Here is a 20,679-nt window from a genome sequence, read left to right on the forward strand (position 1 = left end):
ATGGCGAAGACAGGATTGCAATTCGACGAGCGGTCGTGGATGTCGTTTGCCGACAAACCGCGTTGTGACTTTTACCCCCAGAGGTTTTACCAATGAAGCGGCGTTTAGAAGATGCTCGAATCCTCATGTATAGCCACGACACGTTTGGTCTCGGCCATCTGCGGCGATGCCGGACGATCGCACATGCGCTTGTGGAGGATTATCGCGGGCTGAACGTGCTGATCATCTCCGGCGCGACGATTGCCGGGGCGTTCGATTATCGATCCCGCGTGGACTTCGTCAAAGTACCAAGCGTCATCAAGCTGCGTGACGGCGAATATACGTCGATGGCGAGCCATGTCGCCCTGCAGGAAACGCTGAAGATGCGGCAATCGATCATCCGCCATACGGCGGAAACCTTTCAGCCGGATATTTTCATCGTCGACAAGGAGCCGTTGGGTCTCAAGGGCGAGGTCGAAGAGACGCTGACCTATCTCAAGGCGCGCGGCACGACGCTCGTTCTGGGCATGCGCGATGTCATGGACGCGCCGCACCTGCTGGAAGCGGAGTGGAAGAAAACCAACGCGCTGCAGAAGATCGACCAATTCTATGATCGTGTGTGGGTCTACGGCCCGCCGGATTTCCATGACCCGCTTATCGGGCTCGACGTGCCCGCGGGCGTGCGCCGGAAGATGGAGTTCGTCGGCTTCCTGCAGCGCAGCGTTTCCACTTTGGGCACGAAATCCGAGCATGTGCCCGACGAGGACTATATTCTGGTGACAACAGGCGGCGGCGGCGACGGCGCCGATTTGGTCAGCGATGTCGTCGGCGCTTTCGAGCAGGACAGCTCCCTGACGCAGAAGACGCTGATCGTCCTCGGCCCGTACATGCCGGCCAAGGAGCGCGGTCAGCTCCTGGAGCGCGCCAGCAAGATCGACTGTCTGCAGGTGATCGAGTTTGACAACAAGATGGAAGAGTTGATCGCCGGCGCCAAAGCCGTCGTTGCTATGGGCGGTTACAACACCTATTGCGAGATCCTGTCTTTCGACAAGCCGGCGCTGATCATTCCGCGCACCCGCCCGCGTGAGGAGCAGCTGATCCGCGCTCAGCGCGCCAGCGAGCTCGGCCTTGTCGATATGCTGCTGCCGGAGGAATCCGCCGATCCGAAGCAGCTTGCCACCGCCCTGAAGCGCCTGCCGAACCGCGCGCCGCCTTCGGCGAGCAGCAGCAATATGCGCCTTGAAGGACTGGTGCATATTTCGCGCACCGTCGGCGAGTGGTTCGATGATCGCGAGCGCTACACGCCGCTGTCGATCGTTGCTGAATAGGTCATCGGAAGCCGTCGATGCGGAAGAAAATACTGGTGGTCCTCAAGGGCTATCCTCGCCTGTCGGAAACCTTCATTGCGCAGGAACTGCTTGGCCTGGAAAAGGCCGGCTTCGACCTGACGCTGATTTCGATGCGCAAGCCGACGGACAAGAAGCGCCATCCCGTCCATGACGAGATCAAGGCGCGTGTCGTCTATCTGCCGGAATATCTGCACAACGAACCGTTAAGGGTGCTGCGAGCCTTGTGGGCAGGCATCGGCAAGCCCGGCTTCAAACCGCTCCTGAAGCAATTCTGCGCCGACCTGAAGCGGGATATCACCCCAAACCGCGTGCGGCGCTTCGGCCAGGCATTGGTTCTGGCGCATGAATGGCCCGATGGCGGCGAATGGCTACATGCGCATTTCATCCATACGCCGGCTTCCGTGACCTCCTATGCCAGCATCATGACGGGCATTCCCTGGACCTGTTCGGCGCACGCCAAGGATATCTGGACTTCGCCGGACTGGGAGCTCTCGGAAAAGCTCGGCCGAGCCCGCTGGACGGTGACCTGCACGCGCACCGGCTTCGAGCACATGCGAGATCTGATCCAGGCGGATGACAAGGTGTATCTGAGCTATCATGGCCTCGACCTCGATCGCTTCGCCCCCTTTTCCGGCGAACATTCCGATCGGGATGGCACGGATGCTTCGGACCCCGCCCTCATTCTCAGCGTCGGGCGCGCGGTGGAGAAGAAGGGATACGACGTGTTGCTGAAGGCGCTGGCGCTGTTGCCTGGCGATCTCGGCTGGCGCTTTACCCACATCGGCGGGGGCGATGGGCTGGCAAAGCTGAAGGCATTGGCCGACACGCTCGGCATTGCCGACCGCCTCACCTGGAAGGGGGCGTTGGCACAGGAGGAGGTGCTTGCCCATTACCGCCAGGCCGATATCTTCGCGCTCGCCTGCCGCGTGGCGGCTGACGGCGATCGCGATGGCCTGCCCAATGTGCTCGTGGAAGCGTCGAGCCAGCGTCTCGTCTGCGTTTCCACCAATGTCTCCGGTGTTCCCGAATTGCTCGAGGACGGCGAAAACGGCCTTGTCGTCCCATCCGAGGATCCGCAGGCGCTCGCCGCCGCGCTGGAATCTGCCATTCGCAACCCGGTGCTGCGTCACAAGCTCGGTGAGGCGGCCGAAAGGCGGGTGCGCGAGCATTTCGACTATCATGCCAGCATCCGGCAGTTGACGCGGCTGTTCGAGGAGCAGTGGCAGAGGGAAGACCAATGGCGGAAATCCGCATGACGGCTTCGCATTCCCAGCCGTTACGCGTTTTCTTCTACGTTCAGCATCTGCTCGGTATCGGCCATCTGGCGCGGGCCAGCCGCATTGCCAGCGCACTGGCGAAGGACGGCTGCCAGGTGACTGTCGTCACCGGTGGCGTGCCGGTAAATGGATTCCCCGGGGCGGATGTCACCTCGGTCACATTGCCCGCTGTCGTTGCCAGCAGCGCCGGGTTTTCCGGCCTGGCCGATCAGGCCGGCAATCCCGTCGGCGAGGATTTTCTATCGCGCCGCCGCGATCTGCTGCTGGATGCGTTTCGGCAGGCCGCGCCCGATGTCGTCGTCATCGAAGCATTTCCCTTCGGCCGCAGGCAGATGCGTTTCGAGCTTCTGCCGCTGCTCGATGCCGTTGCGAAGGCCGATCCGAAACCGAGGCTTTACACCTCGGTGCGCGATATCCTGCAGCAACAGAAGAAGCCGGGGCGGGATGAGGAGACCGTAGGGCTGCTTCGCGATCACTTCGATGGCGTGCTCGTTCATGGCGACCCGCATTTTGTCCGGCTGGAGGAAACCTTTCCCTTGACCGAGGCGATCGCCGACAAGATTGCCTATACGGGCCTTGTCGCGCCTGCGTTGCCGCCGGAACCCGTCGAAACCTTTGATATCATCGTATCGGCCGGCGGCGGCGCCGTCGGGCGCGACCTGATCCGTGCATCGCTGGAGGCAGCAAGCCGCGTGGCGACGGATCGCCGCTGGCTGTTGGTCGCCGGGCCGAATTTGCCCGAACAGGACTATGCCGATCTTGCCAGACACGCGCCTGGCAATGTCGAGCTCGTTCGCTTCCGCAAGGATTTTCCATCTCTCCTGCGGGGTGCAGAGCTGTCGGTCTCGCAAGCCGGCTACAATACGGTCGGCGATCTTCTTGTCGCCGGTTGTCGCGCTATTCTGGTTCCCTTCACGGCTGGCGGCGAAACGGAGCAGTCCGTCAGGGCCGAGCGGCTGGAAAAGCTGGGCTTGGCATTGGCCCTGCCGGAGGCGGGATTGACGACCGAATTGCTGGTCGGGGCCGTGAAGACCGCGCTGTCGCGGCCCAAGCCGCGCAACCCGGACATCGATCTCGGCGGTGCCGCCAGAACCTCGGCTATTCTGCGCCAAATCATATAGAGAAAGGCGCGGCGGCTATCGGAGCCATCCTGTCGTTTTATCCTCCTGGATTCCTGCAATCTTGTGATATAAATCGAAAAATCGATGAATCGGGAGGAGCGTGGACGAAGGACCGGGCGGTTCCCCTTTTCACAATGGGGCCACGTATCCGCAACGAAATCTTCCCGCATCTCTGCAACATCGGTGCCGGCATCAGGCCGGCGCTGGGCGTTGAATCTGAAAGCCTGCAGTAAGCAATGGAAAAAAGCCTAGCGCGTTACATTTGGTCGAACACCCGGCTGGAGCAGATCTGGATACTGCTGGTCGTCGCGGCGTCGATGATCCCTTACTTTCTGTCCTTCGACCTGCCCAAGCAGATCGTCAACGGGCCGATCCAGGGTAAGGGTTTCGAGCATCCCGGCCAAACACAGACCTTTATGCACATCGCCTTCGATGTGCCGCTGATCGGTCATATCGAAGTCTTCCAGGGTGTCCAGCTGACCCGCATGTGGATGCTCGTCGCGCTGAGCATGGTGTTCCTGGCCCTTGTCGTGCTCAACGGCCTCTTCAAGCTGTATATCAATACCTACAAGGGGCGGCTCGGCGAGCGTATGCTGCGACGCATCCGCTTCGAGCTGATCGATCGGGTGCTGCGGTTTCCTCCGATCCTTTTCAAGCGCGTGAAGCCCGCGGAAATCGCCACCATGATCAAGGACGAGGTGGAGCCGATGGGCGGCTTCACCGGCGATGCCTTCGTGCAGCCGGCCCTTCTCGGCGGCCAGGCAGTGACGGCGCTCGTCTTCATCATCATGCAGAATTTCTGGCTCGGCATGATCGCCGCCGGCATCGTCGCCGTGCAGGCGATCGTCATTCCCCGCATGCGCAAGCGGCTTCTGGAGCTCGGCCGCCAGCGCCAGCTGACTGCGCGCGAGCTTTCCGGCCGTGTCGGTGAGATCGTTGACGGCATCGGCACCATTCACGCCAACGACACCACGAATTTGGAGCGTGCCGATATCGCCCATCGGCTCGGATTGATCTTTTCGATCCGCTACGATCTCTATCAGTGGAAGTTTTTGGTGAAATTCATCAATAATTTCCTCGCGCAGGTCACGCCCTTCCTGTTCTATCTGATCGGCGGTTTCCTTGCCTTGCAGGGCCGATTGGACATCGGCCAGCTCGTCGCAGTCATCAATGCCTATAAGGATTTGCCCGGACCGCTGAAAGAGCTGATCGATTGGGACCAGTCGCGTCAGGACGTGCAGGTCAAATACAATCAGGTGGTCGAGCAGTTCAGCGTCGATAAATTGATCGATCCGAAAATCCAGATCCTCTCGCATGCGCCGGCCGGACGCATCACCCATGCCCTGGTTGCGACCAATGTGACCGTCGTCGACGATAGCGGCGCCCGCGTGCTCGATCACGTCTCGGTCGAGATCCATCCCGGGGAAAGGGTGGCAATCGTGGGCGACAGCGGTGCGGGCGGTGAATATCTTGCGGAAGCATTCGGGCGCCTGATCTGGCCGGATAGCGGCCGTGTCTCGATCGATGGCCGCGATATCCTGGAATTGCCGGAATCGATAACCGGACGACGCATCGCCTATGCTTCTTCCGAAACCTTTTTCTTCCATGGTACCTTGCGCAGCAATCTGCTCTATGGCCTCAAGCATGCGCCGCTCATTGCTCCCGTCTATACCGACGACGAGGCCACCAAGGCCAAATGGCGCGTGATGGAAGCGCGGCGCGCGGCCAATCCGGAATTCGATCTCAACGGTGACTGGGTCGATTATGCGGCTGCGGGCGCCACGGGGCCGGATGATATCTATTCGGTGATCCGTCCGGTTCTCGATGCCGTTGCCATGTCCCAGGATATTTTCGACATGGCGCTGCGCTCGAATGTTGACGCGGCAGCACATGAGGATCTGACGTCGCGTATCGTCGAACTGCGGCAGGCATTGCGGTTGCGGCTTGAGGAAGAGAAGCTCGAGGACCTCGTCGTTCCCTTCCAGTTCGACGCGTACAATCCGCAGGCGACGGTCGGCGAAAATTTGCTGTTCGGCACGCTGAAGCGGCCGCAGATGACCAATCGCAAGCTCGCCGCGCATCCTTATTTCCAGCAGATATTCGCCGAGACCGGGCTCGTGTCAGACCTCTACGACATGGGCTTGGAGATCGCCGAAAACGCGGTCGAGCTTTTCACCGACCTGCCGCCGGACCATCCGTTCTTCCAGCAGCTGACCTTCATGACGGCGGAGGATATTCCGACCTATGAGGCGCTGCTGCAGAAGCTGAACGGCAAGGGATATGAGGCGGCGACCGACGATGAACGCGCGGCCATCATCCGCCTCAGCTTCTCCTATATCGAACCACGTCACCGCTTCGGTCTTCTGACCCAGGTGCTGATGGAAAAGATCGTCCAGGCGCGGGCGAAATTCTACGAGAACATACCAGCCGATCTGACCAAGGTCATCGAGCGCTATGATCCGGAACGTTTTACCGCGTCGGCGACCCTGATGGACAACGTGCTGTTCGGCCGCATCGCCCATCAGCAGGCCAACGCGCCGGAGCGCATTCACCAGATCATGTATGATGTCTTCGGCCGCCTCGGCATGCATGACAGCGTCCTGTCGATCGGCCTGGATTTTGATGTTGGTTCGGGCGGCAAGCGCCTGACGAACGTGCAGCGCCAGAAGCTCAATCTCGGCCGTGCACTATTGAAGCGTGCGGATTATATCATCTGCAACCGTCCGCTGCCGGCGCTCGATCATCGCGTTCAGGATCAGATTGCGAGAGCCGTTCTGGGCAAATTTGACAGCGACGGATATGCGCCGGCAATCATCTGGGTATTGTCCAATCCGAGCTTTGCCGAATTGTTCGATCGTGTTTTGGTCTTCGACCATGGGAGTCTTGTCGAAAGCGGGTCAAGTACCGATCTTTTGGAGAAAAACGGTATGTTCAAAGAACTGTTATCGTAATATCCTATCTCGACAGTGCGTCTGGGGCCGAACACTGGGGGTATCGAAGCTCATGCTTCTGAAAGACGAAGTTGAAATGCTGAAGCGAGTGCCGATTTTTTCGCGCATCGCACCCGCGAAATTGAAACTTTTGGCGTTTACGTCCGATCGCGTCAGCTATAATGCTGGCCAAACCCTGTTTCATCAGGGGGATCACGGAGATGCCGCCTACGTTGTTCTTTCGGGAACTGCTGATATTCTCGTCGATAGCCCGGCCGGCGAGATCAAGGTTGCTGAAGTTGACGTGAATTCCATCGTCGGCGAAATCGCAATCCTCTGTGACGTCTCCCGCACCGCCACGGTAAAGGCCACATCCAGGCTCGAGGCATTGAAGATCAGCAAGGAGCATTTCCTGAAGCTGCTCAGCGATTTTCCGGAAATGGCCGTCGAGATCATGCGCGTGCTTGCCGACCGCCTCAACCATACGACCTCGGAACTGACAGCCGTCCGCAGCCGCCTCAACCAGCCGCAGTCGATGTCCACGCATTGAGATCGAGATGTCGAGTGTCTGTGCTTTCACGCAGGCGCCGAGCAAATCAATGACATCTGGACGATGTGTTCGCCGTCGAGCTTCTGGAGTCATTCCGGAAAGTGCGCGGCGGTTTTCCGGCCGGAATTGCGAGACAATAAAGAGATCGAGCGGTTTAGAGTTTCCGTGAAAAGCTGAACGCTCTAGCTTTTCAAAATAGCGATCGGAAACTTCTTAATACAGTGCAAAGTTGACTTTGGGTGCCGTGTTGGAAGATTGTGAATTCGAGGGAAACCTGCGAACATGAAAGCAGTTTTTCTTCTGGCGGTTTCCTCATGGCCAAAAAATACGATGCGATCGACGTAGAAGTTGGATCACGCATCCGACTACGCCGGGAAGAATTGTCAATTACGCAGGATATATTAGCCGAGAAGCTTTGCATAAGCCCTCAACAGCTCGAGAAATACGAATGCGGCGTCGAAAAAATCGGCGCTGGTCGCCTTCTAAGCATTTCTGAAATCCTTGGTGTGCCGGTCATGTTTTTCTTTAGAAGCGCATCGGACGACGCCCTTCCTTCCATGGAGGCAATGTCCGGTTTTCGACTTGCCAAGCATCACAGGGCCGCGCTGCAGACAGCCTTATCGGGGATTGAGGACAAGCGATTGCGGGCGAGGATTGTCGCCTTTGTGCAATCAAGCGAACCAGACAACGAGCGCTGACACAGCAAGATGACATTTCATTTAACGACACTCGGTAGTTGCGCCCTCCATGATGAGAAGGGTGATCGTATGAATGTACCAAGACAGGCGCTGCTCATGCTGGCCTATCTCTACAATTGTCGACAGCCGATGCCGCAGAAGGATCTGGCGGCTTTTCTCTGGCCTGGCGATCTTCAGGCCGCCGGCGCCAATTTGAGGTCGGCCCTTTTGCGTTTGGCGAGCGCGACGCCCAAATCATCCAGGCTGCTGATCAGCGGTGTTGCGACGAGCCTCGCATTGAACTTCGACGCATTGCGGTGCGATCTGGATGCTGTCGAAAATGCGTCCGGCGTTGCCAGGCTTGGCGCGCTTGCCGATGCCCTCGCGGAGGTTGCAACCGCGCTGGAACTCAATCCGCTTGCTCCGGACTACTATTATTGGACCGCAGCAGGAGCCAGCTATTTCCTTGGGGAATATACTGAAGCATTGGCTTATCTGGACAGGATGAGAGACCCGGGGCCAGCAAGCAGGCTTGCGGCGGCAAGCTGGGCAATGCAGGGGGATCTTGCCAAGGCTGCATCCTGGCGGGCCAAAGGGGTCAGAGTTGCTCCGCGGCCTCAGGCCTTTATGAGCGTTAGGCGCTCGTTCATCCGTGTCGAACAATTTTAGGGCGTGCCCACCTGGCGAAACACTTTTTAGGGTTTCGCCCTACTTGGAACGGCTTGGCATAACCCGTGTTGGCCGCCAGACCGAGCTCGATCGCATAGGCATTCCCGTTTGGTGTGCCTACGCCCCGAATTCCAAGGCGATCGTGATCGCTCAGGGAAAAGGTCTGGACGACGTCTCCGCGAAAACATCCGCGGTGATGGAAGCGATCGAGCGATCGGTCGCGACCCAACCTTTCTGTTCAGCGTTGATGGCAAGTCAGGATGATCTTGCCGCAAGCGGTCATGCGATCGATTGTTTGGACGATCTGCTGGCGATCGGCGCGCAACCGGTAGAGACCAACGAACAAATCAGATGGTCCCAAGCCCACGATCTGGTGAAGAACACCTCAATGTTCGTACCCTTCGAGGCCATTCATCTTGACCGAACGCATGTCAGCCCGCGATTTTGGGTGTCATCGGACGGATTGGCGTCGGGAAATACCTGGCACGAGGCAGTCCTGCACGGGTTGCTGGAGCGGGTAGAGCGGGATGCTTGCGCCCTCTGGAATGTTGGCGAGCCGGCGTGCCGGTATGCACGCCGGATAGATCCGCATAGCATCGAAGATGAAGGTATTCGCGAGATGCTGGAGAAGATTTTCTCCGCGGACTTCGATCTCGCCCTTTTCGATGTGACGTGCGATCTAGGCGTTGCCTCCGTCGTCGCATTGCTGCGGCCGAGAGGCGACGACGGCTCGCTGAGATATGTCGACTTGACCATGGGGGCGGGAGCATCCTTGTCCCCCGATGTGGCCGCGGCCCGGGCGATTTCCGAGGCCGTGCAGTCGCGGATGACGTTCATTGCCGGTGCCAGAGATGATCTTGTCCCGGAGCTGTTCTCACGCCGCGCCGATCCCGCTCACCTGCAGTCGTTCCAGGCGCGATACACGACGAACCTCAACGAATTGCCGACGATGATGGCCAAGTCCACGCGGGATGCGCTCGACCGCCTAGTCGAAACTCTGTCGGGATGCGGTATCGACCAGCTTTATGCAATCGAACTCGCACCGGAATGGCTGCCGGCATCGGTCACAAAGGTTTTCGCGCCGCAACTCGAACATCCGGACGGGGGTCGCCGAATTCGTTTCGGCAGCCGCGCGCTGTCAAGAGGTTTCCTATGAAAGTGATCTTCGTAGGCCCGAGCCTGCCCGATGCCAAAGCGCTTGCCGACCGCACGATGGTCATACGACCGCCAGCATGCCAAGGCGACGTCGTGAAAGCTCTTGAGGATGGGGCTGTCGCCATCGGCCTTATCGACGGTCAGTTCGAATTCGTCGCGCCGGTCTGGCACAAGGAGTTACTCTTTGCCCTATCCCGAGGGGTCCCCGTGTTTGGGGCCGCCAGCATGGGAGCGCTGCGTGCGGTGGAGTGCCAGACTTACGGCATGGTCGGCGTCGGCCGGATCTTCGGCGACTATGCTTCCGGCTGCCGCGAGGAGGATGCGGACGTCGCTCTTCTTCATGGCCCGGCGGAATTGGGCTATCCCGCTTTGTCGGTGCCACTGGTCAATGTCGATGCGACAATCGAGGCTGCGATTGGCCAAGGTATTATCGGCAGGCAAGAGGCTCTGCGGCTCTCCCAGGCAGCCCGGCGTGTATTTTTCAAGGATCGGACCTGGAGGCGTGTTGCCGAAGCCGCCGATATGGATGCGGCGCAGGTGAGGGCACTCGTCGCAAAAGCCTGGACCGACCAGAAGCGTCAAGATGCGATCGAGCTTATGCGCGCAATTGCTGGGGCGCCGTTGCACGCGCGCGTAGCGGACTGGTCTTTCAATGCGACACCGCTCTGGCGCGAGCTCTTTCCGCAACTTTACCGCATGTAGTTGATTCTCAATGCAGTCATTACGTGTGCAACGCTTTTGCAACGCACCTCATCAATCGAAATATGCCAATCTCCCCTCACGAAATCATTTTATGGGGCCTTAAGAGTGGTTGATTTTGAAGGACAGGAACGTCAGAGCGAGATCTTGGCGCTCGCAAAAATGATGCAGTATGCCGGTCAAATTGCCGGCGAGCTCGATGCACCGCAGGCGGTGTTTCTGATAAAGGCAGCGCAAGCCGCTCTTTTTTCGATTTTAGAAACCGAGTTCCCGATGCTCCCTCGCGTGCATCTGAAAGGGCTTGTTAGTGACACGCATGGTAACTGCTAGCAACGAGCTTTGGTTCTTCTAACGTCATCGATTGATACATTTATTTGATACCGCGCTGACACACAGAAACTTCGAGAGATCCAGCTTGATCAGAAGAATAGGAAGCAGGGTGGGCTGGCCCGCAAGAAAGGTAAGCTCCGCCGATACGGCAGGCATCGTTGCGGATTTCAAAGGGCCTCAAGCAAATATGAGGGGCGCGGTCATGATGCTTGCAGTGATTATTGTTGCGTGGCTCACCATTGCCTGCGGTATCTGCCGTTCGTTGAACTGGCTCTGATCTCCGGCTGCCAACACTGATCGCGACATGACCCCGGTCATGCCTCAAGGACAATTGTTTATCACGCCCATCGGCGTCGAAATCTTATGCTGCTTCACACTGCCGAGTACACTGGCCATTCCGCAAATTCTATGGGCAACAGTCACCGGCGGAAAAAGCCTAGAGCAATTCCAGGAAAAGTGCATAGCGGTTCTCCGTCCGGAATTGCGTAGAAAAGGAAACTTAGCTGGCATATGGCAGTCTCTGCTCATGCCAAGCTCACGTGGGGTTGCAAGCAATCTCGCGGTGGAGAGGATCATGGAAAGGTTGAAACGTCTCGCACAAGGCGATCTGTCGCAAAACGAACTCGAAGTTCTAAAGCGAGTGTTCGATCTCGTTACCAGGCAGAGCTGGTTCGACGATACTCAATATAGCCGGGAGGGTTTTGCCGCCGCGCTGGTCGGGCTGTTTCGGTGTGGAATGACTAATCCGACTCAGCTAGAAAGAATCGCGATGTTTTGGGCATTGAGCGACTTTTCCCAAAGCATGTCGAATGGCCAACGGGCCAAACTGAGATCGCTCTACAGCCGAGGCGAGGCAGAGCGGCAAGTTTGCTATTGAAAGGATACGAACTTTCGATCGGGCTGATTTCGACTTGCCCATGGCCGTAGAAATCAAACAGACAGAGCGTGTGAGGCGCGTGCGATTTAATCCGCCAGGGCTTTGGTCGCCATCTCTGACAGTCCCTGCTAGACGGTTATTCCGGAAACTTTGAGATCGTGGGCGACAGCGGCCTTGCTGGAACCCGCCACGATGCGATCACGGATCTTAATGTTAGCGCTATGTGCCCACCTTCGATGCGCCAGATTGGCAGCCGAATGCGGACAGGTATCGTGAAAAGACCCCAGTCAAGTCTGCAAACAATCGCTTATTGCGCCCGCGGGATCTAGGGTTCAGATCCCGTCGAGAGCATGAGATTGGTTTTAGCCTGTTTCCGTTTTCAACAATGAATCAGGCTAAATCCTCACTAGATCATGCGATCAGAGTACGCTGACGTTTTCGGCCTTTGACTTTCCAGTCTTGCGATCCTGGCCCAACTCGTAGCTGACCTTTTCGCCTTCTCTGAGCGAGCCGCCGCGCTGCAAGGCAGACACGTGAACGAACACATCGGTTCCTCCATTCTCGGGGGTAATGAAGCCAAAACCTTTGTCCTCATTGAAAAATTTCACTGTACCTGTAGGCATGGTAGTTCCTCTTCAATTGTGTGGCGAGCTTGACTCGCCCACCGAACTTATAGTTCGCATGCTTCACGAATAACAGCCGGGAATTTTTCTTTATTTTCACAATCGCCGATGCCCCTCCAGGAGTCACAAGCCAAGATGCTGCAAAATCTCCGCGCAATTGCCAGCGGGCAAGCCGCTCGGCGAAATCATATTGCTTCACGGCAACGGCAACGGCTTCGACGCCAAGCTCAGTAGGGGCTGCCGGCTGAGAGGTAAAGCAACAGCCAAGCCGAGGCACAAAAGTAGAGATTGAAGCCGCGCTGGGGGCAATCGACAGTATCAATCGGAAATATCCGCCCAGTTGAAGTTGAAGGGCAATATTACGCCATGCCGGGCAGGTCAGCCATGATGGATAACTTAACCATCCATAGCGGCTGAAATCTCAAACACGCAATGGAAGCATCGCTCGCGCTTTATCTTGAAATAGGAATTATAGTAATTACTTATATAGTTAGGCGAGAATTTCGCGCTGGATGTAGCCATCTTGGGCTTCTTATTGGGAGGAGGTTGTTATGGCAATCACTCTGATGGAAAGAAAAAAGACGCTAAATTGGATAAATCTGCTTCTGGGAGCGTGTTTATTTGTCTCCCCGTGGATCTTCGGCTTTACAGCCGAGATGATACCCAGCTGGAACGCATGGATAGTTGCCGTCCTTTTGGGCGTGTTTGCGATCGCGGCGCTTTCAGTATTTGCTGAATGGGAGGAATGGGTCAATCTGGCACTCGGTCTGTGGCTGATTGCATCTCCCTGGCTGCTCGGTTTTGTTACCAATGCAAACGCCATGTGGACGGATATCGTTCTTGGCGTGCTCGCTGCCGCTGCATCACTATGGGTAGTCTGGGATGTTCATCATCCCCACGCCCACGCTTAGGTACGGACACGAGCCAGATATCGATTATACCCACCGTGCAAGCGGCGGTATCTGGCGAGTGTTCAATTGGCGTCAGTCTAAGCTTTGGAACAGGCTCCGCCCTGATCTTGGGTGAGAGTGCGGATCGAGGATGGATCCTGAGCACCGATAGCATCGTCCCCATAACCGACATCAGCTTCCAAGCACTCCAGAGACTGCTTGGACGCCCAATTTAGTGTTCCAAAGCCAAAAGCCGGCTACGCGACGGTCGATGGGCAAGACTTCACCGCCATAGGCGGGCATCCTCTTCAAGAGGTTCGCGTCGGAAATTGTCGATCGTTCCGGCGCCGAGAAGCGGCAAGTGATTGGTTTTCCAATTTCTAATTTAAGGAATAGGCGACAAGGACAGCAGAATTTGATAGGTTCATGACCACCGGTTGCGGTTTGACGTGTCGGTAACATTTGCTGAGCGTCTTTGCATCACCGGATTGCAGCGGAGGAGGGGTGCTATGGCCGCATTTCATGTCATGGCCGATGCGAGCGGTGAATTCGCGCGCCCGGAAGTCATGAAGATAACCGTCGCGGATCTTATGGATGCGCTGAGATCGGGACTTGATGACTTCAAAGACAAACCGTCCCATTACGTTTTTCTCTGTCTTATGTATCCCATCGCGGGCTTCTTCCTGGTCATGTGGAGCTCCAACGCCGATCTGCTGCCACTGCTTTATCCCTTGATATCGGGCTTTGCGCTGGTTGGTCCGATCGCGGCCCTTGGCCTTTATGAAATCAGTCGACGTCGTGAGCAGGGAGTGGATAGCTCGTGGCATCACGCGCTGGAGGTCCGTCATTCTCCAGCACTGCCATCGATCATTGCGGTCGGCCTCATGCTGTTGGCGTATTTCGTCGCCTGGCTGATTGTTGCGCAGCTCATTTACACCATGACCGTCGGCGAGGGCGGCCTGACCTCGATCTCCACTCTGTTGTCGGAGGTGCTGACGACCTCACGAGGTTTCTCGCTCATGCTTTGGGGCAACCTGGCCGGGTTCGTTTTCGCAATCTTTGCGCTGGCGACAACGGTGGTGACCTTCCCGCTGCTGCTCGACCGGGATGTCGATGCAGTCGCAGCAGTGAACACGAGCATCCGCGCCACACTCTGCAATCCGGGGCCGGTTGCGCTTTGGGGATTGATCGTTGCGGCGCTGCTCGCCATCGGCACGATCCCGATTTTTGTCGGCCTTGCGGTCGTCATGCCTATCCTCGGACATTCGACCTGGCACCTGTATCGCAAATTGGTTGTTCCAATCTATCCCAACCGTACGTCTTGAGTTTGCAAGGAATCCGCTTCGGCAACACCTTGGCGCCGCTGGTCCTATCTGATGAATTTGCTGGCCTTGGAATAGCGATGGAAAGAATGAGGATTGCCATGTCTTACCGTTTTCTTCCGATCTGTCTGCTTCCTGCCGTTGCTTTACCGCTTGCCGCCTTTGCACAGGAAGGTGACGCGACGGCAGGAGCCACCGTTTTCAAGAAATGCGCCATCTGCCATATAGCCGAAACGGACCAGAACAAGATCGGTCCCTCGTTGAATGGCCTGTTCGGCAGAACGGCCGGAACACACCCGAATTTCGCCTATTCGCCGGCCATGCAGGAGGCGGGCAAGGGCGGTCTCGTGTGGAACGAGACGTCGCTCCGCGACTATTTGCACGATCCCAAGGCGAAGGTGAAGGGCACCAAAATGACCTTCGTCGGGCTGAAGGACGATACCGAGATTACCAATCTGATTGCCTATCTGAAGCAATACTCCAAATAGCGCGATGGCTGATATGGACGAACTGTTTTCCGTGTCGCCGATCGGATCGGCGGGGATAAACCACTACCTTTGCTGCAATTGCCCGGGTGAATTGTTCATGAGATAATACTAAAACGTTTCGCGATGAAATTGTGGAAACGTTCGCGGCCGGGTCAGGGAGGAGACGATGGCTGTCGTATTGATTCTCGTTCTGCTGGTGGTGGGATCGATCGGGTTCCATCTGCTGAGCCCTTGGTGGTGGACGCCGATCGCGTCCAATTGGAGCTATATCGACAATACGATCGTCATCACGTTCTGGATCACCGGCGTGGTTTTCACGGTCGTCGTGTTGTTCATAGCCTATTGCGTTTTCCGCTTCAGACACCGCGCCGGAAACCGCGCGGCATACCAGCCTGAAAACAAGCGGTTGGAATGGTGGCTCGCCGGCGGAACGGCAATCGGCGTGGCGGCAATGCTCGCACCTGGCCTGTTCGTATGGAAACAGTTCGTCACGGTCCCGCCCGATGCCAGCGAGGTCGAAGTCGTCAGCCAGCAATGGCAATGGAGTTTCCGGCTGCCGGGCGCGGACGGACGGCTCGGGAGAGCGAACACGCGCGATGTTACTCCGGACAACCCGCTCGGTTTGAACAAGAGCGATCCCGCCGGGTTGGACGACGTCATCGTCGAAGGCGGCGAGCTGCATATACCTGCCGGCAAACCGGTCAAGATGCTTCTGCGCTCGATCGACGTCTTGCACGATTTCTACGTACCGGAATTCCGGGCAAAGATGGACATGATTCCCGGCACGGTGACCTATTTTTGGTTCACGCCGACACGGACGGGAACCTTCGAAGTTCTCTGCGCGGAACTATGCGGGGTCGGTCATCCGCAGATGCGCGGCACGGTCATCGTCGATACCGATACCGCCTATCAAGCCTGGCTGCAGCAACAGCCGACTTTTGCGAAATCGCTGGCGTCCGTGGAAAAGTCGGCGGCGAGGTAAGTGCCTCGGCACTCGAGGAGGAAGGCCGCATCGGAGGGAACAGGGAGGAAGGAATATGGTCGACATTGGGTCCGGCACCGAGCAGGTCATCCAACCCGCTGAAGTCGAGGATGTGGAGCTTTACCATCCGAAAAGCTGGTGGACGAGATATGTCTTCAGCCAGGATGCGAAGACCATCGCCATCCAGTATTCCCTAACCGCCATTTCGATCGGCATGGTGGCGCTGGTATTGTCGTGGCTGATGCGGCTGCAGCTCGGCTTTCCCGGCTACTTCTCCTTCATCGACGCGGAGCACTATTATCAGTTCATCACCATGCACGGCATGATCATGGTGATCTACCTGTTGACAGCGCTGTTCCTCGGCGGCTTCGGCAACTACTTGATCCCCCTGATGCTCGGCGCGCGCGACATGGTGTTTCCCTATGCGAACATGTTGAGCTACTGGCTCTATCTGCTCGCGGTTATCGTGCTGGTCGTCGGCTTTTTCGCACCCGGCGGACCGACCGGCGCCGGCTGGACACTGTACCCGCCGCAGGCTCTTCTGTCGGGTACGCCGGGAGGGCGTGATTGGGGCATCATCCTGATGCTGTCTTCGCTGATCCTGTTCATCATCGGCTTTACCATGGGCGGGCTGAATTATGTCGTCACCGTGCTGCAGGGACGTGCTCGCGGCATGACGCTGATGCGGATGCCCTTGACGGTATGGGGCATATTCACCGCCACCGTCATGGCGCTGCTCGCCTTCCCGGCACTTTTCGTCGCCGCCGTCATGATGCTGTTCGACCGCTTGCTCGGCACAAGCTTCTTCATGCCCGCCATCGTCGAGATGGGCCAGCAGTTGCAGCAAGGGGGCGGCAGCCCCATCCTGTTCCAGCATCTGTTCTGGTTCTTCGGCCATCCGGAGGTCTATATCGTCGCACTTCCGGCCTTCGGCATCGTCTCGGATCTGATCAGCACGCATGCGCGCAAGAACATCTTCGGCTACCGGATGATGGTCTGGGCGATCCTCATCATCGCGGCGCTGAGCTTTGTCGTATGGGCGCATCACATGTATGTCAGCGGCATGAATCCGAACTTCGGGTTCTTTTTCGCGACCACGACCTTGATCATCGCCATCCCGACGGCCATCAAGGTCTATAATTGGGTGCTGACGCTCTGGCGCGGCGATATCCATCTGACATTGCCGATGCTGTTTGCACTGGCCTTCATCGTCACCTTCATCAATGGCGGACTGACCGGCCTTTTTCTCGGCAACGTCGTCGTCGACGTGCCGCTGTCCGACACGATGTTCGTCGTTGCCCATTTCCACATGGTGATGGGGGTCGCGCCGATCCTGGTGATCTTCGGCGCGATCCACCATTGGTATCCGAAAGTCACGGGGCGCATGCTGAACGTGACCATGGGCCATATCCATTTCTGGATCACCTTTCTCGGCGCCTATGCGATTTTCTTCCCGATGCACTACCTCGGGCTGCTGGGTATTCCGCGTCGCTATTACGAGCTGGGCGAAACTGCCTTCATACCGCCGTCGGCGCATACGCTGAACATGTTCATCACGGTCGCCGCGCTGATCGTCGGTGCTGCTCAGCTTCTATTCCTGTTTAATCTCGCCTGGAGCCTTCGCTGGGGCAGGCAAGCCGGCGGCAATCCATGGCGGGCAACGACATTGGAATGGCAGACACCACAAACGCCGCCGGCTCACGGAAATTGGGGCAAGGAGCTGCCGATCGTCTATCGCTGGCCGTATGATTACAGCGTTCCCGGAGCGGATCAGGACTTCCTGCCGCAAAACCAGCCGGCCTCGTCCGGGCCGTCCGAAAGGGCGTTGTCATGAGCGCAATTCTCATCTTCATGGCAGGCATCGCCGGCATCATCGCCTGGTGGATGGCGAGGCAGCGGTTGACCTCGAAACCCTGGCTGGAAGCGGGCATTGCAGGCGATGCGCCTGACATGCGGGGATCGTCGGCCACCACGGCGAAGGTCGGTCTCGGCATCTTTCTCGCCGTGGTCGGCGCCCTGTTCACGCTCCTCATCAGCGCCTATCTGACCCGCCTCGGCGGCTCCGACTGGTGGAGCATTCCGATCCCGCGATTGCTTTGGGTGAATACGGCCGCCCTTGCTGCCAGCAGCGTTGCGTTGCAGTGGGCCAAAACCGAAGCTCGTTCTGACCAAAGCGAGATGTTGAACACAGCTCTTGCCGTGGCGTTTATGTTGGCGGTTCTCTTCCTTGCCGGGCAGGTTTTGGCGTGGCGGCAACTGGTTGCGGCAGGCTATGTGCTCGCCGACAATCCATCGAATAGCTTCTTCTACATGATCACCGGACTGCACGGCCTGCACATTTTGGGCGGACTTTTCGTACTCGGACGGACGACGATCCGTGCCCGGACCAGCCCTGCGCCGGCGAGAGTCCGCCTGAGCGTCGATCTCTGCGCCATCTATTGGCATTTTATGCTTGTTGTCTGGCTGATCCTTTTTGCGCTCTTCGCCGGCTGGGCAAATAGTTTCGTCGATCTCTGCCGTCAATTGGTCAGCTGAGGAGCTTCGATGATGACCGAATCCATAGAAAGACCGGTACACGATCCACTTCTGCACCCGGCGGGACTGCGCGGCGTCGCGGCCGATCTGTCATCGGACCAGCGGGCGTTCAAGAACGTCTCCTGGGGCAAGGCGATGATGTGGATCTTCCTTTTGAGCGATACCTTCATTTTCGGCTGTTTCCTGCTGGCCTATATGACGGCGCGCATGTCGACCACCGTCGCCTGGCCCAATCCCAGCGAGGTTTTCGCCCTGACGATCGGGGGCAAGGAAATCCCGCTGATCCTGATCGCCATCATGACCTTCGTCCTTATCAGCAGCAGCGGCACGATGGCCATGGCCGTCAACTTCGGATACCGCCACGATCGCCGCAAGACCGCGGCACTGATGTTGGCGACAGCGGCCCTCGGCGCGACATTCGTCGGAATGCAGGCATTCGAATGGACCAAGCTGATCAGGGAAGGAGTCCGCCCCTGGGAAAATCCATGGGGAGCGGCGCAGTTCGGTTCGTCCTTCTTCATGATCACCGGCTTTCACGGTACCCACGTCTCGATCGGGGTGCTTTTTCTTCTGATCATGGCACGCAAGGTGTGGCGGGGAGATTTCGACCAGGAAAGGCGAGGTTTTTTCACCAGCCGCAAGGGCAGTTATGAGATCGTCGAGATCACGGGGCTATACTGGCACTTCGTCGATCTGGTCTGGGTATTCATCTTTGCATTCTTCTATCTGTGGTGAGGATGGCATCATGGCGCAGGTACAGGCACATTCGGGACAGCAGCATCCGATAAAACTCTACATGGTGGTTTGGGGGCTGCTTTTCGTCCTCAGCACCTTCTCCTACCTCGTCGATTATCTCGGCATTCAGGGCTATCTCAGATGGTCTCTGATCCTGCTGTTCATGATCCTGAAAGCGGGGCTGATCGTTGCCATTTTCATGCACATGGCCTGGGAACGGCTGGCGTTGATCTATGCCATTCTGGTTCCGCCAGTCCTGGTGCTCGTTTTCGTCGCTCTGATGGTGTCGGAATCGCACTACACGGTCCTCACTCGACTGACCTTTTTCGGCGCGAGCCCTTAAGATTCGGCACCATCTGGCCGCCTGTCATCCTTGAATCAGGGCGCTGAATGCGCTCTGCAAGGCTCGGCAGATTCCCATTCCGGGGCCACACGGCTCCGGCCATCGATGCCGCCGCCAGCCAGGTCGTCCCTCCACTTTGGTGATGAGCGGTTGAGAAGACAGCCAAAACTGGTTATTGCCGGTTCGTCCAATTCGCGAACAGCAAGGTTATGGCGGTATGGCTCCAAATTTCCTCGTTACGCATTCCGGCGGCTTTCATGCCGACGAGGTGTTGTCCAGCGTCATCCTCACGCGGCTTTTCCCTGACGTACGGCTGGTTCGCAGCAGGGCGCCGGAATGGATCACGCCCGGCGCCGATCGCATCGTCTACGATGTCGGCGGCGCTTATGATGCGGCTGCCGGTATTTTCGATCATCACCAGCGCGGCGCACCGCAGCGCGACGATGGTCAGCCCTTCAGTTCCTTCGGGTTGATATGGAAACATTTCGGCCGCGACTATCTGGCCGCCATGTCCGTCCCGGCCGCTTTCGTCGAAACCGTGCGTGCTGCTTTCGATGCGGGCTTCGTATTGCCGGTCGACTTGGTCGACAATGGTGCACTCAGCCCGGACAGCGCCGGTCTGCTGGCCGGACTGACCCTGCCGTCCCTGCTGGAAACGTTGAAACCCGCTTTCGATGAACGGGATCCGCAGGCGACCGACCGGGCATTCCATGCGGCTGTGGCAATCGCCCGCAGTTTTGTCGAAGCCAAGATCAGCGGGATCCACGCGAAGCTGCGCGCCGAAGCGCTGGTGCTGCAGGAGATCGCGTCTTCAGGGCAGGACCGCGTTCTCGAACTGCCGATGGGGATGCCGTTTCGACCAGCCATCGTCAAGGCAGGTGCCGATCATCTCCTGTTCGTGGTGCATCCGCGCGAGGCGGATTGGTGCCTGACCGGAATCCGCCGCGCGGAGGAGGGGTTTGAACTGCGTGCCAACCTTCCGGCTGCTTGGGCGGGGTTGAGCGGCCGCGACCTTGAAGTGGCCACCGGAATTGAGGGCGCCAGCTTCTGCCATAATGGCCGTTTTATCGCAGCCGCGAGAACGCGGGAGGCGGCCCTCGCTCTGGCCGGTCTGGCGGTAGAAGACGCCGAGAAGCGAGCCGGTTGAG

The 20,679-nt window shown here is 57.9% G+C and carries 21 protein-coding genes; 20 read left to right on the forward strand and 1 reads right to left on the reverse strand.

Translation table 11 applies throughout. The features are described 5' to 3' along the window. Positions 1-92: 92 nt before the first annotated feature. The 11 genes from HGP16_RS07575 (at position 93) to HGP16_RS07625 (ending at position 11,613) form a co-directional block, all read left to right on the forward strand. Positions 93-1,307 carry a glycosyltransferase family protein gene (locus tag HGP16_RS07575; RefSeq protein ID WP_168839397.1) on the forward strand — a complete coding sequence of 405 codons (1,215 nt, stop codon included), beginning with the start codon at positions 93-95 and terminating at the stop codon, positions 1,305-1,307. Between the two features lie 17 nt (positions 1,308-1,324). Continuing rightward, positions 1,325-2,584 carry a glycosyltransferase family 4 protein gene (locus tag HGP16_RS07580; RefSeq protein ID WP_168839398.1) on the forward strand — a complete coding sequence of 420 codons (1,260 nt, stop codon included), beginning with the start codon at positions 1,325-1,327 and terminating at the stop codon, positions 2,582-2,584. Beyond that, positions 2,581-3,726: a glycosyltransferase family protein gene (locus HGP16_RS07585; RefSeq protein WP_168839399.1), complete on the forward strand. Its 1,146-nt coding sequence runs from the start codon at positions 2,581-2,583 to the stop codon at positions 3,724-3,726. Before HGP16_RS07580 ends, HGP16_RS07585 begins: the two co-directional genes overlap by 4 nt. 236 nt (positions 3,727-3,962) lie before the next feature. Next, a complete protein-coding gene (locus HGP16_RS07590) occupies positions 3,963-6,677 on the forward strand; it encodes an ABC transporter ATP-binding protein (protein ID WP_168839400.1) in 2,715 nt (904 codons plus the stop codon). 52 nt (positions 6,678-6,729) lie between these two features. Beyond that, entirely contained in the window at positions 6,730-7,206 is a 477-nt protein-coding gene (locus HGP16_RS07595; RefSeq protein WP_168839401.1) for a cyclic nucleotide-binding domain-containing protein, read from the forward strand. A gap of 314 nt (positions 7,207-7,520) precedes the next feature. After that, positions 7,521-7,904, forward strand: a complete 384-nt coding sequence (locus HGP16_RS07600) for a helix-turn-helix domain-containing protein (protein WP_168839402.1) — start codon at positions 7,521-7,523, stop codon at positions 7,902-7,904. A 69-nt stretch (positions 7,905-7,973) separates the two neighbouring features. Next, a complete protein-coding gene (locus HGP16_RS33900; RefSeq protein ID WP_246703284.1) occupies positions 7,974-8,552 on the forward strand; it encodes a hypothetical protein in 579 nt (192 codons plus the stop codon). Further along, on the forward strand, positions 8,536-9,708 hold the full coding sequence (locus HGP16_RS07610) for a YcaO-like family protein (protein WP_168839403.1): 1,173 nt from the start codon (positions 8,536-8,538) through the stop codon (positions 9,706-9,708). Before HGP16_RS33900 ends, HGP16_RS07610 begins: the two co-directional genes overlap by 17 nt. Beyond that, on the forward strand, positions 9,705-10,409 hold the full coding sequence (locus tag HGP16_RS07615) for a TfuA-like protein (protein WP_168839404.1): 705 nt from the start codon (positions 9,705-9,707) through the stop codon (positions 10,407-10,409). The genes HGP16_RS07610 and HGP16_RS07615 overlap by 4 nt, the downstream gene beginning before the upstream one ends. Before the next feature lie 105 nt (positions 10,410-10,514). Then, complete coding sequence (locus HGP16_RS07620; RefSeq protein ID WP_168839405.1) at positions 10,515-10,736, forward strand: hypothetical protein; 222 nt, start codon at positions 10,515-10,517, stop codon at positions 10,734-10,736. Positions 10,737-11,040: 304 nt separating this feature from the next. Continuing rightward, positions 11,041-11,613 carry a hypothetical protein gene (locus HGP16_RS07625; RefSeq protein ID WP_168839406.1) on the forward strand — a complete coding sequence of 191 codons (573 nt, stop codon included), beginning with the start codon at positions 11,041-11,043 and terminating at the stop codon, positions 11,611-11,613. A 419-nt stretch (positions 11,614-12,032) separates the two neighbouring features. Here the strand turns inward: HGP16_RS07625 and HGP16_RS07630 are convergent, their stop codons facing one another. Next, the gene (locus tag HGP16_RS07630) at positions 12,033-12,236 is read right to left on the reverse strand and encodes a cold-shock protein (RefSeq protein ID WP_007693942.1); all 204 of its coding nucleotides are present in this window, start codon (positions 12,234-12,236) and stop codon (positions 12,033-12,035) included. Between the two features lie 551 nt (positions 12,237-12,787). Between HGP16_RS07630 and HGP16_RS07635 the strand changes: the two genes are divergently transcribed. From HGP16_RS07635 to HGP16_RS07675, 9 genes are all read left to right on the forward strand, one after another. Beyond that, positions 12,788-13,147, forward strand: a complete 360-nt coding sequence (locus HGP16_RS07635) for an SPW repeat protein (RefSeq protein ID WP_168839407.1) — start codon at positions 12,788-12,790, stop codon at positions 13,145-13,147. Between the two features lie 488 nt (positions 13,148-13,635). Continuing rightward, complete coding sequence (locus tag HGP16_RS07640; protein WP_168839408.1) at positions 13,636-14,451, forward strand: DUF2189 domain-containing protein; 816 nt, start codon at positions 13,636-13,638, stop codon at positions 14,449-14,451. A gap of 98 nt (positions 14,452-14,549) precedes the next feature. After that, a complete protein-coding gene (locus tag HGP16_RS07645; protein WP_168839409.1) occupies positions 14,550-14,936 on the forward strand; it encodes a cytochrome c family protein in 387 nt (128 codons plus the stop codon). Positions 14,937-15,102: 166 nt separating this feature from the next. Next, entirely contained in the window at positions 15,103-15,918 is an 816-nt protein-coding gene (locus HGP16_RS07650) for a cytochrome c oxidase subunit II (protein WP_168839410.1), read from the forward strand. 55 nt (positions 15,919-15,973) lie between these two features. Further along, positions 15,974-17,752, forward strand: coding sequence for a cbb3-type cytochrome c oxidase subunit I (locus HGP16_RS07655; protein WP_168839411.1), 1,779 nt, complete (start codon positions 15,974-15,976; stop codon positions 17,750-17,752). Next, positions 17,749-18,453 (forward strand): cytochrome c oxidase subunit 3, encoded by a 705-nt coding sequence (locus HGP16_RS07660; RefSeq protein WP_168839412.1) that lies wholly within the window; start codon positions 17,749-17,751, stop codon positions 18,451-18,453. Before HGP16_RS07655 ends, HGP16_RS07660 begins: the two co-directional genes overlap by 4 nt. Before the next feature lie 12 nt (positions 18,454-18,465). Continuing rightward, complete coding sequence (locus HGP16_RS07665; RefSeq protein WP_168839650.1) at positions 18,466-19,188, forward strand: heme-copper oxidase subunit III family protein; 723 nt, start codon at positions 18,466-18,468, stop codon at positions 19,186-19,188. 10 nt (positions 19,189-19,198) lie between these two features. After that, positions 19,199-19,531, forward strand: a complete 333-nt coding sequence (locus tag HGP16_RS07670; protein ID WP_168839413.1) for a cytochrome C oxidase subunit IV family protein — start codon at positions 19,199-19,201, stop codon at positions 19,529-19,531. Between the two features lie 217 nt (positions 19,532-19,748). Further along, positions 19,749-20,678: an MYG1 family protein gene (locus HGP16_RS07675; protein WP_168839414.1), complete on the forward strand. Its 930-nt coding sequence runs from the start codon at positions 19,749-19,751 to the stop codon at positions 20,676-20,678. The last annotated feature ends 1 nt before the right edge of the window (position 20,679 follow it).

Source organism: Rhizobium sp. P40RR-XXII (assembly GCF_012641405.1).
GTDB lineage: Bacteria > Pseudomonadota > Alphaproteobacteria > Rhizobiales > Rhizobiaceae > Rhizobium.